The 13,381-nt window shown below is 65.7% G+C and carries 9 protein-coding genes; 5 read left to right on the top strand and 4 right to left on the bottom strand.

All coding sequences use genetic code 11. The annotated features are described in order from the left end of the window. Positions 1 to 146: 146 nt before the first annotated feature. A complete protein-coding gene (locus ACCQ09_RS21460) occupies positions 147 to 776 on the bottom strand; it encodes a thymidine kinase (protein ID WP_012439677.1) in 630 nt (209 codons plus the stop codon). A gap of 132 nt (positions 777 to 908) precedes the next feature. Here ACCQ09_RS21460 and rep point away from each other — a divergent pair, with 132 nt between their 5' ends. The 3 genes from rep to ACCQ09_RS21445 all read left to right on the top strand — a co-directional run bounded on the left by rep (position 909) and on the right by ACCQ09_RS21445 (position 4,931). Further along, positions 909 to 2,885, top strand: a complete 1,977-nt coding sequence (gene rep, locus ACCQ09_RS21455; RefSeq protein WP_040942127.1) for a DNA helicase Rep — start codon at positions 909 to 911, stop codon at positions 2,883 to 2,885. A gap of 412 nt (positions 2,886 to 3,297) precedes the next feature. Further along, positions 3,298 to 3,846 carry a GNAT family N-acetyltransferase gene (locus tag ACCQ09_RS21450; protein WP_040942421.1) on the top strand — a complete coding sequence of 183 codons (549 nt, stop codon included), beginning with the start codon at positions 3,298 to 3,300 and terminating at the stop codon, positions 3,844 to 3,846. Between the two features lie 50 nt (positions 3,847 to 3,896). After that, positions 3,897 to 4,931, top strand: a complete 1,035-nt coding sequence (locus tag ACCQ09_RS21445) for a DUF4272 domain-containing protein (RefSeq protein WP_040942126.1) — start codon at positions 3,897 to 3,899, stop codon at positions 4,929 to 4,931. Between the two features lie 265 nt (positions 4,932 to 5,196). Here the strand turns inward: ACCQ09_RS21445 and ACCQ09_RS21440 are convergent, their stop codons facing one another. Further along, positions 5,197 to 5,865, bottom strand: coding sequence for a YceH family protein (locus ACCQ09_RS21440; protein WP_040942125.1), 669 nt, complete (start codon positions 5,863 to 5,865; stop codon positions 5,197 to 5,199). A gap of 368 nt (positions 5,866 to 6,233) precedes the next feature. Between ACCQ09_RS21440 and ACCQ09_RS21435 the strand changes: the two genes are divergently transcribed. Beyond that, the gene (locus tag ACCQ09_RS21435; RefSeq protein ID WP_040942124.1) at positions 6,234 to 7,190 is read left to right on the top strand and encodes a 5'-nucleotidase, lipoprotein e(P4) family; all 957 of its coding nucleotides are present in this window, start codon (positions 6,234 to 6,236) and stop codon (positions 7,188 to 7,190) included. Beyond that, positions 7,187 to 7,918, top strand: a complete 732-nt coding sequence (pyrF, locus tag ACCQ09_RS21430; protein ID WP_040942123.1) for an orotidine-5'-phosphate decarboxylase — start codon at positions 7,187 to 7,189, stop codon at positions 7,916 to 7,918. Before ACCQ09_RS21435 ends, pyrF begins: the two co-directional genes overlap by 4 nt. 625 nt (positions 7,919 to 8,543) lie before the next feature. Here the strand turns inward: pyrF and ACCQ09_RS21425 are convergent. Both ACCQ09_RS21425 and ACCQ09_RS21420 read right to left on the bottom strand, forming a co-directional pair. Continuing rightward, positions 8,544 to 10,064: a tryptophan halogenase family protein gene (locus ACCQ09_RS21425; RefSeq protein ID WP_040942122.1), complete on the bottom strand. Its 1,521-nt coding sequence runs from the start codon at positions 10,062 to 10,064 to the stop codon at positions 8,544 to 8,546. 110 nt (positions 10,065 to 10,174) lie between these two features. Next, a complete protein-coding gene (locus ACCQ09_RS21420; protein ID WP_040942121.1) occupies positions 10,175 to 13,207 on the bottom strand; it encodes a TonB-dependent receptor in 3,033 nt (1,010 codons plus the stop codon). Between the last annotated feature and the right edge of the window lie 174 nt (positions 13,208 to 13,381).

Raw genomic sequence — 13,381 nt, 5'->3', positions numbered from 1 at the left:
GTGTGGAGCCTGCACGCGCGCCTGCATCGGCCAGCGGCAGCGTGGAAAGGCGATCGCCGCCAGCAAGGTTGCAGACCTCGTGTCCCTGTACAACGCACCACGACTCTCGGCACCCCGCCGGCGTGCGCGTCGTGGCGAAGCGCGACTTACGCCGGCGGCAACGGCAATGCGATCTGCAGCGGGTCGATCCGGCCTTCGCCACGCATGATCTTCTTGAACTCGGCGCGGCTGACCGAGACATAGCGCTCGTTGCCGCCGATCTCCACCTGCGGGCCGTCCTGCACCGCATGCCCCTGCGCGTCCACGCGCACGGTCATGGTGGCCTTGCTGCCGCTGTGGCAAATGGTCTTGATCTCTTCCAGCTCATCGGCCCAGGCCAGCAGGAACTGGCTGCCTTCGAACAGCTCGCCGCGGAAATCGGTCCGCAACCCGTAGCAGAGCACCGGGATGCGCAGGCGGTCGACTACCTCGCTCAGCTGCCAGACCTGCGCCCGGCTGAGGAACTGCGCCTCATCGACCAGCACGCAGTGCAGCGGGCCGTGCGCGGCAATGTCGCGCTCGATCAACTGCAGCAACTCGGTCTGGCGGTCGAAGGTCTGCCCATCGGCGCGCAAGCCGATGCGCGAGGCGACCACGCCGCTGCCGGCGCGGTGATCGAGCTTGGGCGTGAGGATGGACGTGCGCATGCCCCGCTCGCGGTAGTTGTGCGCCGACTGCAGCAAGGTGGTGGTCTTCCCGGCATTCATTGCCGAGTAGTAGAAATAGAGCTTGGCCATCGGGGGATTTTACCGGGCCAAGCCAGCGGCTGCCGGGTCAGGTGCGCAGGGCGCCGTGCAGGTGCATGAACCGGCCGCGGCGGACCGCCCGCAGCCGCGTCGGTACAATGGCCCGCTCTGTTGGAAGTCCCTATGCACGGTCTCAATCCCCCGCAAAGCGCTGCCGTCCTGCACTGCGAAGGTCCCCTGTTGGTGCTGGCCGGTGCCGGCAGCGGCAAGACGCGCGTGATCGTGGAGAAGATCGCGCATTTGATCGCCATCGGCCGTTATCCGGCCAAGCGCATCGCCGCGATCACCTTCACCAACAAGTCGGCCAAGGAAATGCGAGAGCGTGTGGCCAAGCGTATCCGTGGCGACGGGGCCGACGGGCTGACCATCTGCACCTTCCACGCGCTGGGGTTGAAGTTCCTGCAGATCGAGCATGCTGTGGCCGGGCTGAAGCGCGGGTTTTCGATCTTCGATTCCGACGATGCGGCCGCGCAGATCAAGGACCTGATGCATGGCGCCAAGCCCGATGCGATCGAGGACGCCAAGAACCTGATTTCGCGGGCCAAGAACGCCGGCATGTCGCCCGAGCAGGCGATGGCCGCGGCGCGCAGCAACCGCGAGAAGGAAGCAGCCAGCCTGTATGAGCGCTACCAGGCGCGGCTGACCACCTTCAACGCGGTGGACTTCGACGACCTGATCCGCCTGCCGGTGCAGATCCTGGAGGCCAACGAAGAGATCGTGATGGGCTGGCGCGAACGCATCGGCTATCTGCTGGTCGACGAGTGCCAGGACACCAACGATGCGCAGTACCGGCTCCTGAAGATGCTGGCCGGGCCGCGCGGCAACTTTACCTGCGTGGGCGACGACGACCAGAGCATCTACGCCTGGCGTGGCGCCAACCCGGAAAACCTGCAGCAGATGGGGCGCGACTACCCGGCGCTGGAAATCATCAAGCTGGAGCAGAACTACCGCTGCTCCAACCGCGTGCTGCGTGCGGCCAATGCCTTGATCGCGCACAACCCGCACGAGCATTTGAAGACCCTGTGGAGCGACCAGGCGGACGGTGAGCGCATCCGCGTGTGGGAGTGCCGCGACAGCGAGCACGAAGCAGAAAAGGTCGCCGCCGAGATTTCGTTCCTGGGCACGGCCAAGCAGGTGCCGTGGAGCGATTTCTGCATCCTGTTCCGTGGCAACTTCCAGTCGCGGCCACTGGAAAAGGCGCTGCAGTTGCTGCGTGTGCCGTACCACCTCACCGGCGGCACCGCATTCTTGGAGCGGCAGGAGGTCAAGGACCTGCTGTCGTGGCTGCGGTTGATCGTCAACCCGGACGATGACGCGGCATTCCTGCGTGCGGTGCAGTCGCCCAAGCGCGAAGTGGGGGCGACCTCGCTCGCGCGCCTGGCAGAACTGGCCAGTGCCAAGTCGGTGCCGATGTCGCGCGCGGCCGAATCGATGGGCGCGCTGCAGCACTTGCCGCCGCGTGCGGCCAACGGCCTGAGCGCATTTACCGACATCCTGCGCGATATGCGCGAGCATTCGGCCACGCTGCCGGCCGGCGAATTGGTGCGCACCTTGGCCGACAAGTCCGGCCTGCTCAACGACCTGCGCAATCAGTCCAAGGACGAAGCCGGGTTCCAGCGCCGCAAGCGCAACCTCGACGAGCTGGCCGAATGGTTCGAAGGCGGCCCGCGTGGCGCCAGCGCCAGCGATCTTGCGGCGCAGTTGGCGTTGCTGTCGCGCAACGACAAGGACGACGGCGGCAACCAGGTGCGCATGATGACCATGCATGCGTCCAAGGGCCTGGAATTCCGCTACGTGTTCATCGTTGGCTGCGAGGACGGCGTGCTGCCGCACGAGGTCAGCCTGGAAGAAGGCAACCTGCAGGAAGAGCGGCGCCTGTTGTACGTGGGCATCACCCGCGCCAAGCAGCAGTTGTGGATGAGCTACAGCAAGTTGACGCGCAAGTTCGGCGAGCATGTGCGACTGAAGCCGAGCAGGTTCTTCGACGAGATTCCGGCGGCCGAACTGCAACGCGACGGCGCCGACCCGGTGGCCGATGCCGAACGCAAGAAGGAGCGCGCCAATGCGGGGCTGGCGGCGATCCAGGCGTTGTTCGACTAACGCACGCTGACAACACGTGCGTGTGAGGGGCGGTAAGGCGCTGGTCGGCGCCGATGCGCATCGCTTGCACGATGAGCCCCTAGGGTTTCAATCAGCGAGCTGATGCGCGGTGTTTGCGCGTGCTGCAGGCGTCTGGAATCCCGCAGCATGTGGTCGCATGCGTGCTGCGGCGTACGCGTTCTCAACCATGGCAACGATGCAGGCACTCTCGGTCGTGCGCATAGCACGCGATCGCGGTGCTATGCGTGCCAACTGCAACGAGTGGACCGAGGTGTGCAGCAATTGTCGTGTGGCATTTGTTGATGCTTATCGCCAGCCGGTTTTGCCTTGCATGCAAACGCCTGCCACCCACCACGCTGCGCCCGCACAGGCTTGCCGGTGAGGCATCTGCACGGCAGGCTGGGTGTTCCTGATGTCGGAGCACACCGTGACCGTGGTGATCGAAACCCCGCGCCTGCGCTTGCGGACGCTTGATGCCGAACGCGACGCCGACGCGATGCTGGCGTTGGTCAACGACCCCGCCTTCATCGCCGGCATCAACGATCGTGGTGTGCGGACCCGCGAGCAGGCGCGCGCGCACCTGCGCGAGTGGGCGCAGGCGCATCAGGAGCGCCACGGGTTCGCGCACTGGGCGGTTGAAACGCGTGACGAAGGCGCCTTCGCAGGCACGCTGGGGTTGTTGTGCCGCGACACCTTGCCGGTGCCGCATATCGGCTTTGCGCTGCTGCCGGATTATCGCGGCAAGGGCTATGTGCGCGAGGCCGGGCATGCCGTGCTGCGGTATGCGCGCGATGTGCTGCGGCTGCCGCAGCTGTGCGCGATCGTGTCGCCCGACAACAGCGATTCGATTCGTGCGCTGGAACAACTCGGGCTGCAGCGGCAGGGGCTGCGGGTGCTGAGTCTGGGCACCGATGAAGTGCTGTATTACGTGATCGATCTTGGCCCTGGCGTGGACAGCTGAGCTGGCCTGCGGCACGCTGCCGGCCTGTCTTGCCGCCAAAAGGACGCGTCATGCCGTTGTTGGTCAATGCCTATTCCACGCTGCGCGATCCCGTGTGGCCGGATTTTCTGCCGCAGGCTGCGGTGCAGCACCGCGACCACACCGACCCGGAGTTGACCAACCATCTGCACGGGTTTGTCGGCTATGTGAGCCAGGCCGGCGATGGCCAGATGACGCAGGCGCGCTATCACCTGATGCGCCACGTGCAGCGGGTGCGCCAGCAGTTCACCTTCGAGGTGGACGATGCTGCCTTCGGTGCGTTGGCCACGTGGGCCGAGCAGGCCAACGCGGTGTGCTTCCTGGCCGATGGCAGCGTGCGCGACCCGCACGGGCACGTGCTGCTGAGCCAGGGCGAGCCGCCGCTCGATGACGATGCGCAGGTGCCGTATCCGCCGGACGCGCTGGAGCGCCGCGCGCGGCAGCAGGATCAGTTGGCCGTGCTGGGGATCCGCGTGCCGCCCAGCCTGCCACCGGTGCCCGGCGAGGCCGAAGCCCGGGTGCGCGATGCCACAGCCGTGGCCGAGCGCATGCGCGCGCTGTTTGCGGTGGCGCTGCGTGCAGAGATCCTGGCCGCAGGCGATCCACCGCCGTCGCTTGCCGAAATGGGCGCGCGGCTGCCGGGCCTGGCGGCCGCGCTGTCACCGCAGGAACTGGAATTTTTCGAGCAGGCGCAGCCGGATCCGCAGCAGCTGGCCAACTTCGGCTGGCGCTACGAAAGCCTGGCGACGCTGCAATGGGCGGCGGGCATGACCGACACGCTGCCGCTGCCAACCGATCTGTGCGATGTGCCGGGCGTGGCCCGGCGCGCGCTGGAGCACGCCGAGGCGCACACGCCGCCGGCGCTGGCGTTGCGCCCGCTGCCGGAGCTGCTGGATGCGCTGGACCGGCACCTGCGCCTGCACTGGGCAGTGCGCCAGGCCGGGCAGTCCAAGCAGCCGGTGCCGGCCGGCGTCGTGCCCGGCGTGGTCTACGAGCGGCACTACGCGCTCAACTGGCTGCTGCATTTCGAAGATGCAGCCTGGGACGAGGTGGATACGCCGACTTGAGGGCGTGTTCCGCGGGTAGCGGTTTGTGACGGCGCTGCCATAGCGCCCCGCTGGTACTCCATCGCGCGTGCCGGCTGGAGTGCGGCAAGCAGTTTGGCTGCCCTGCTGCGGGCTGGTGCGCATGTGCCCAAAGCCGCCAGTTACCCTTAGGTGGCAGGCGGGCCTGCAAACGGCCAGGGCTGCACTTCAGCCGATCTGTTGCCGGCTAAGCGGCGTCTCGCTCCGAGGCCGCCACAAAACCGGCCACGCGCGACCTGCACTCTCCTCAGGCGCCAGCCGCATCCAGGCGTGCCTGTAGCGCGCTCAGCGCGTCCTGCAGCTCGGCCACGGTGGTTTCCAGGCTGAGCACGCGGGCTTCCAGCTCGCTGCTGTCGGCGCCGCTGCGGGCGCTCGGCGCCGCACGTGCGGCGGCGGCCTGCAGCGCCTCAAGGTCCAGCTCGCCGCTGAGCAGATGCGCGTAGCGGTCTTCGCGCTGGCCACTGGCGCGCGGCAGCTGCACGGCCAGGCCCCGCTGGATCAGCCGTTCCAGGTGATGGCGCACATCGTCGCTGTCGTTGAAGCGGGCCAGCCGCTCGCTGCGCGCAAACAGTTCGCCCAGCGTCTGCGGGCCACGCAACAGCAGCAGGCCGATGACCGCGACCTGTTGCCGGGTCAGGTCCAGTGCGCTGCCCAGCCTGTGTTCGTAGCGCTCGGCCCGCGAGGAAAACTGCTGGCGCACCAGGCCCAGGGTTTCCAGCTGGCGCAGCGCGTGATGCACCACGCCAGTCTGCAGGGTGAGCACCGGCTCGCGCGCGGTCTTCTGGTTGGCGGCCACCTGGGCGGCGTTGACGGTGAGCGGGTAGGCGTCCGGTGTGGTCGCTTCCTTCTCGATCAGGCAGCCGAGCACGCGGGCCTGGGCGGTATCGAGAACGGGCGTGGGCAATGTCTCTGTCATGCGGCGACTCCTGGGCGATCAGCCCGCAAGGATATGCCGATCCCGTGCCGGCGTTTTGCGCATCGTTCGCCGCGACGCTGCCGCCTTGCATGGCTGTACGGTGCGTCGTGGTTGCGTCAGCCGCCGCTGTCCGTGCGGCCCGCAGCGTCTACGTGCAGATGGATGGCAGGAGACGGCAGAAGGCTTGCGCACGCTGCGGGCCGCATGCCAACCAGGCGCACCGTGGTTGAAAGCGAGAAACCGCCTCGCCGCGTGCACGCCGCAAGACCCACCAGACATGAGGGGCGGCGCGCACGCTGCAGCCGCGGAGCAGGGCGCCACCACGCGAACCGGCTAAAATTGCGCGCTTCATTGCCGTTCCTGTCCTGGTGGATGCCATGCGCCCCTCGCTTCACGCACCGATGTCCCTGCTTGCCTGCGCCGTGCTGGCGCTGTCGGCCTGCAAGCCCACTCATGAAGAGACGGCGCAGCGCGCGCAAGCCGCTGCCGTGTCTGCCAATGCCGCCGCCAGCGCTGCTGCGGCCAAGCCGGCGGCAACAGCCGGCGCGCCCGCCGGCGATGACAACCTCAATGCGGTGCTGTGGATGCAGCGTTCGGAGGAATACCGCGCCGTGGCCGAGCAAACCTACCGCGCCGCAGCCGAGACCCTCGACGCTGCGCTCAAGCAGTCCAACTGGGACGCGCTGGTGCCCGAAGAACGCGGCAATGCCGCCACCGGACTGAAGCCGGCGGTGGTGCTGGATGTGGACGAGACCGTGCTGGACAACTCGCCGTACCAGGCGCGCCTGGTGCGCGATGGCAAGGAATACGACGAACTGAGCTGGGACCAGTGGGTGGCCGAAAAGAAGGCCAAGCCGATCCCGGGCGTGGTCGATTTCGCCAAGGCGGCCAACGCCCGCGGCATCACCCTGATCTACATCTCCAACCGCGCCGTGCACCTCAAGGACGCCACCCTGGCCAACCTGCGCAGCGCCGGGCTGCCGGTGGCCGATGACAGCGTCTTCCTGGGCCTGGGCACGGTGGTGCCCGGCTGCGAGCAGAATGGCAGCGAGAAGAATTGCCGCCGCCGCCTGGCTGGCGAGAAGTACCGCGTGCTGATGCAGTTCGGCGACCAGCTCGGCGACTTCGTGCAGGTCACCGCCAACACCGGCACTGCCCGCGGCGCGCTGTTGCAGCAGTACCACGACTGGTTCGGCGAGCGCTGGTGGATGCTGCCCAACCCCAGCTACGGTGGCTGGGAGCCGGCCCAGTTCAACAACGATTATTCGCAACCCTGGCAGACCCGCCACGACGCCAAGCGCGCCGCACTGGAGCTCGCACGATGAACCGTCCCCCGTTACCGCTGGCCGCGCACGAGCGGCTGATTTTTGCGCTGGATGTGCCCGGCCATGACGAGGCCATCGCCTGGGTGGACCGTTTGGGCGAGTCGGTGGCGTTCTACAAGATCGGCATGGAATTGCTGGCGTCGGGCGAGTACTTCCACGTGCTCGATGCGCTGGCCAAGCGCAACAAGCGCGTGTTCGTCGACCTGAAGTTCTTCGACATTCCCGCCACCGTCGCCGGCACCATTCGCCGCCTGGCGCAATGGCCGGTGAGCTATTGCACCGTGCACGGCTGGCACGCCGGCATGCTCGAAGCCGCCGCTGCGGCCAACCAGGGCGACATGCGCCTGCTGGCAGTGACCGTGCTGACCTCGATGGGCCGGCCGGACCTGGCCGCGATGGGCATCGACCGCGAGCCGGTCGACGTGGTGGTGGAGCGCGCGCTGGCCGCCCAGGCCGCCGGCATCGACGGCGTCATCGCCTCCGGCCAGGAAGCGGGCATGATCCGCCGTGCCACCGGCCCGGCCTTTTCCATCGTCTGCCCCGGTATCCGCACCGGCGGCCCGGTCGGCGACGACCAGCAGCGCACAGTGGGCGTGGCGCAGGCCTTCGCCGATGGCGCCGATGCGATCGTGGTCGGCCGCCCGATCCGCCTGGCCAACGACCCCGCCGCTGCCGCCGCCGCCATCCAGGCCGAAATCCACGCGGCCGTGGTGCCGCACCGGGATTGAGGCTGCCGCGCGGCACATTCGATGCCCAACAAAATCAACTAGTTAGGCGGCCATCTTTAAAGTGTTGCTTTAACGTTAAAGTCGACGTACGATGCCGGCGTCCGATGTCAGTCGGAAGTTGTGCCACGCATTGTCCACCGGGCTTGTCCCGGTTTTTGAAGGGATCGGGCCTTGTGCCCGATCCTTTTTTTTGACCGGTGGCCGGGCGGCCGCCAGCGATCAAGCCAGGCCACGTGGGAACTGCCGCCCAAGTCATCGCGCTTGGGACGCGTCCACGCCGGCGCTGCTCGCTGGCGGCAAGCCATGCCGGGCGCGGGAGCTTCGAGATGATCTCAAGCCCGCACGGACCGGAGCTGCTGTGGGCGCACCACGCCGTGTCATCGACATCGGCGGCGCGCGTAACGGCATCGCAACCCGGAAGGCACGCACTGACCCACCGCCCACCGCCCACCGCCCACCGCCCGTCACCGCGCGCCGCTGGGCGGCAACGCCCAGCCGCCCCATGCCGGTTGGCCGCACCACGCGGTGATCCCCATTACCTTGCTCCACGCCGCGGCGGGCGCAGCGTGAACCCCCTCGCGGCGGCAACGCTGGCCTTGTCTGGGCCAGGTTTGCCACCGCGCACTCACCGCATTGGATCAGCGCGGCAATAGCGGTCGATGAACTGCTGGTGGGTCGGCATGACGTCCACGCAATGGCTGATGGTCTGCGCCACGCTGGCCAGGAAGCCTTCGGCGTCGGTGTCCGGCACCTGGTCCACCAGCGGGTGATAGCCTTGCGGCAGGATGCCCTGGCCCACCATCACCTGCACCCAGCTGATTTCGGCAAACATCTCTTCGGCATTGCGGTAGAAGCGCCCGCTGTCGCGGAACAGGTCCAGCGTGGTCTGCAGCTCCGTGGTGATCGGCATCGTGCGGCAGTGGCGCCAGAACGCGCTGTCGTCGCGTTCGGTGGCGTGGTAGTGCAGCACCAGAAAATCGCGGATGCGGTCGAACTCGAAGGCCAGCCGGTCGTTGTAGCGCTGCACCAGCACCGGGCTGATGCCCTCGCGTGGGAACAGCTCCAGCAGCTTGGAAATGCCGGACTGGATCAGATGGATGCTGGTCGATTCCAGCGGCTCCAGAAAGCCGCTGGCCAAGCCCAACGCCACGACATTGCGGTTCCAGAACTGCTTGCGTCGCCCGGTGGTGAAACGCAGCGGGCGCGGGTCGGCCAGCGGTGTGCCATCCAGATTGGCCAGCAGCGTGGCGGCGGCTTCGTCGTCGCTGACGTGTGCACTCGAATACACGTAGCCATTGCCGGTGCGGTGCTGCAACGGAATGCGCCATTGCCAGCCGGCGGCGCGCGCGGTGGAGCGCGTGTAGGGCGTGGGCGGGCCGACCTTTTCGCAGGGCACGGCCAGTGCGCGGTCACACGGCAGCCAATGGGTGAAGTCGTGGTAGCCGGTGTGCAGCGCCTCTTCGATCAACAGGCCGCGGAAGCCGGAGCAGTCGATAAACAAGTCGCCACTGACCACATGCCCGGAGGCCAGTTGCACCGATTGCACGTTGCCGGTGTGCGCATCCAGCTGCACCTGTTCGATCAAGCCCTCAAGACGCGTGACCCCGCGCTGCTCGGCGTAGCCGCGCAGAAAGCGCGCGTACTGGCTGGCATCGAAGTGATACGCGTAGGCGATGTTGGCCAGCGGCGAATTGGCTGGCACATCGCCGGCGGAGGTCATGAACTTGCCGCGTGTGGCGGCAACGGTATTGAGCGTGTAGGCGCCCAGTGGCTGCGCCTTGCCGCGCAGCTGTTGCTTGATCCAGTACTGATGAAACGGCAGCAGCCCGAGCGGATGGCCGATCTGGGTGCCGAAGCCGTGGATATACGAGGTGCCTGGCCGTTGCCAGTCGACGAACTCGATGCCGAGCTTGAAGCTGCCCTGGGTCTGGCGCACGAACTCGGCTTCATCGATGCCGAGCAGATTATTGAACGCCTTGATGTGCGGCACGGTGGCTTCGCCGACGCCAATGGTGCCGAGCTGCTCGGATTCGATCAGCTGCACATTGAAGCTGGGGCCAAGCACGCGGGCGAACGCGGCGGCCGCCATCCAGCCGGCGGTTCCGCCGCCGACGATGACGATGTTGCGCAGTGGAGCGGGGATCATGATGCGTTCGATCCTGCACGAAAGAGGAAACCGCGGATAGGCAAACGGGGCCAAGCGGCCCCGTTCGGATCATGCACACGCCGACAGCGTGCACATGGATGTGCACTGCATCAGAACTTTGCACCCACTTCCAGGACGACACTGCGCGGCACATAGCTGATCTCGCCGTTGTCGACCACGGTGATATCAGGCTGCAAGCGTCCGTCGCTACCGAAGCTGTTGTACTGGTATTGGGTGAAGTTTTTGAAGTTGAAGGCATTCAGCACGTTGATACGTGCGTTGAGCTTGAAGTCGCCCACGACGGTGAACTCCTTGTTCGCCTGCAGATCGACGGTGCGATATCCCCAGATCTTGCCACCCAGCAGGAACTTGCCATTGCCCGGCGGGGTCACGCCCACGGCCTGGCAGGTGCCGCCATCCGGATCGGTAAAGCCATAGCAGGCGATCGTGTTGATCGGTTCTGGCGTGGCCAGCACCAGCTTGGCACCGAAGGTGACGCCCCACGGGCCATCGATCGAGCCGGACGCAACGAAACGATGCGCCGACACGGCATCCGACTTCACGAACGGGTAGTCGCGAATGGTCGCCTTGTCGAAAGCAAATGGCTCGTCGATCGTGCGGTTCTGGCGCGCGCTGGTATGGGTGTAGGACAGGTTCAAGCCCCAACCCGATTCCTTGGTGTAGGGCTTTTCGGCCGACAGCAACACCTGGCTGCTGCGCTGCTCCAGGCCGTTGTAGCCCAGGATCGTATTGCGGTAGCCCGGCACCGGCTCGCCCCAGGGCACGCTGCCGGTGGCGTCGAAGTACGCACCATTCGGGTAGCGGTTGACCAGGCTCATCACCAGACCGTCATAGGCCAGCACGCGCTGGAAGGTTACGTCGGTCAACCAGTCGCCGACCTGGTTGCTGATACCGATGCTGTACTGATCGCTGTACGGAGTCTTGAGCTTGTTCTTGAACATGAAAAGCTCGGAGCTGTCACTGGTGCCATCGATCGTATTGAGCTGATCAATACCGGTGAAATACGCCGGATTCCATGCCGTGCACGCACGGTCGTCGCGGAAGCAGCCCTGTCCGCTGGCAGCATCGCTGAAGTACACCACCACCGGCGACAGCGCAGCCTTGACCGATTCCAGTGCGAGCTGCTCGAACAGGTTGCGATCGTAAGAGCGACCGGCGCCGCCATGCAGCACCGCGCTCTCATCGCCGAAGAAGTCATAGGAGAAGCCGAAGCGTGGTGCCCAGGCGTCCTTGAAGTTCTTGCGGTTGTTGCCGGTGCTGATGTAATCGGCCACGTTGATGCCGCTGGGCAGCAGGCGGTTGGCCCACGGCTGACCCGGGTTGTCGGGGTCGTCCGAATACAGCGCGTTGATGAACGGCTGCGAGGTCACGAAGTCGGTGTAAGCCGGGGTGTCTTCGTAGTCGTAACGCACGCCGATGTTGAGCATCAGCTTGTCGTTCACCGCCCAGTCGTCCTGCAGGTAGATGCCGTACTGCTTGGACGGCGACTCGACCACCGGCACCTGACCGGGATTGTCGAATGCACGGATATAGCGCACTTGGAAGGGAACCGGCGCAACACCGTTCTGGCCGACTTCATAGCTGAACTGCGGGTTGAGCGAACTGGACTCGCGCGAGGTCAACTTGATGTCGCGATAGGTCACGCCGGTCTTGATGGTGTGCTCGCCATGCCACTCCAGCGCATTGAAGGTTAGGTCGTTCTGGAACGACCAGCCCTTCTGGCTACGCAGCTTGAAGTCTTCGCCACTGGCAGCACCGGTGTTGAGGAATACCCACTGACGCGGATCGGCCTGCGTGCGATCAATGTAGGTGTAGATCGAGCCGTTGCCGACACCGCGCGGCGTCGGCACATTGCGCGAATCCTCGGTGGTGAGGATGGCTTCGTTGAACCAGCTGTCGGCACTGTGCTGCCAGCGCAGGCTGGTGCGCTTGTCCTTGTTGATCTTGTCCACCGCGCGGTCCGGCGCGTTCTGGCCGCCGACATTACTGACCTGGGTTTCGTCACGGTACTGCGTTGCCAGTTCGATGCGATCGTTATCGGTCGGCTCGAAGTCGATCTTGCCGAAGTACAGGTCTTCGGTGAACGGCATGTTGGACGCGCCGTACTGATCGCGAAGATTGGACGGCAGCAGGCCAATGAACGGCGAGGCCTCGGCACTCGGCTGCACGCTCTTGGGCGCCACGTTGTCCTTGCCTTCGTAGGCAAAGAAGAAATGCATCCGGTCCTGGATCAACGGGCCGCCGATGGCAAAGCCGTATTCCTTGGTCTGTGAATCGACCTTGGCGTCTTCTTCGTCCGGGCGCCTCTCACGTAGATCCTGATTGGTGAAGCGATAGAACGCCTCGCCATGGAACTCATTGGTGCCGGACTTGGTGGCTGCGGTGATGGCCGCACCACTGATCTGGCCGTACTCGGCCTTGTAGTTCGACGTGATCACCTTGTACTCGCCGATGGCGAGCTGCGGGAACGGATTGCCCTGGGTCTCGTCCTGGCCGGCAATACCGCCACCGGAGACGTAGCTTTTCTGGCTCACACCGTCGATATACAAATTGCTGGAACTGGCGTTGGAAGCACCGCCGCGCAACTTGGTGTTGCCGTCCTGGTCGATGGTGAACACCATGCCCGGCACAGTGTCGGCGAACTCCAGGAAGTTGCGCGTGGCCTGCGGCAACTGCTGAATCTGCCGCAGCGAAACCGTATTACCCACTTCCGAGGTCTTGACGTCACGAATCATCGGCGCGCTGACCGTCACCGTGTCTAGTGTGGTCGCATCGCCGGCCGGCGCGGCCGCCGTCTCGTTACCCAGATCGACGGTGGCACTGGAGGCCACCGACAAGGTCACCGTGCGGCTGATGCCGTTGGATTCCACCTTGTAGGTGCCCGGCTGCAAACCGACGATGGTGTAGTTGCCGTTCGCATTGACCGGCGCGCGTCGCACCGAGCCGGTGGCGACATTGGTGACGACGACTTCGCTGCCGCTCTGCGCGGAGGCGACCTGGCCGCGCAACGTGGCGTTGCTGGACTGGGCCATGGCCGGGGTGGTGGCAAACAACGAGGCGGCCAGGGCGCAGCACAACAGGCTGCGCGCCGGCAGGGTGGAGACGGTGCGGTGAGTCTTCATGACTTTCCCCCTCCCAGGGGTAAAGCGCGAACCAGTGGAGTGACTGGCGCGTCGAGGTTGGTACTTTGATGTGAGTGACACGGGAACAGCGGCAACAGCAACAAACAACAGGCATTGCAGATAAAAGAAGGCAAAAACACTTAAAAACGGGCTGCGCACGCAGCGCCGGAATCG

Origin of the sequence: Xanthomonas sp. NCPPB 2586 (genome assembly GCF_041475775.2) — a bacterium.
Taxonomy (GTDB): Bacteria; Pseudomonadota; Gammaproteobacteria; order Xanthomonadales; family Xanthomonadaceae; genus Xanthomonas; species Xanthomonas campestris.
The sequence above is the reverse complement of the archived record's forward strand: the minus strand, read 5'-3'. Positions and strand labels throughout refer to the sequence as shown.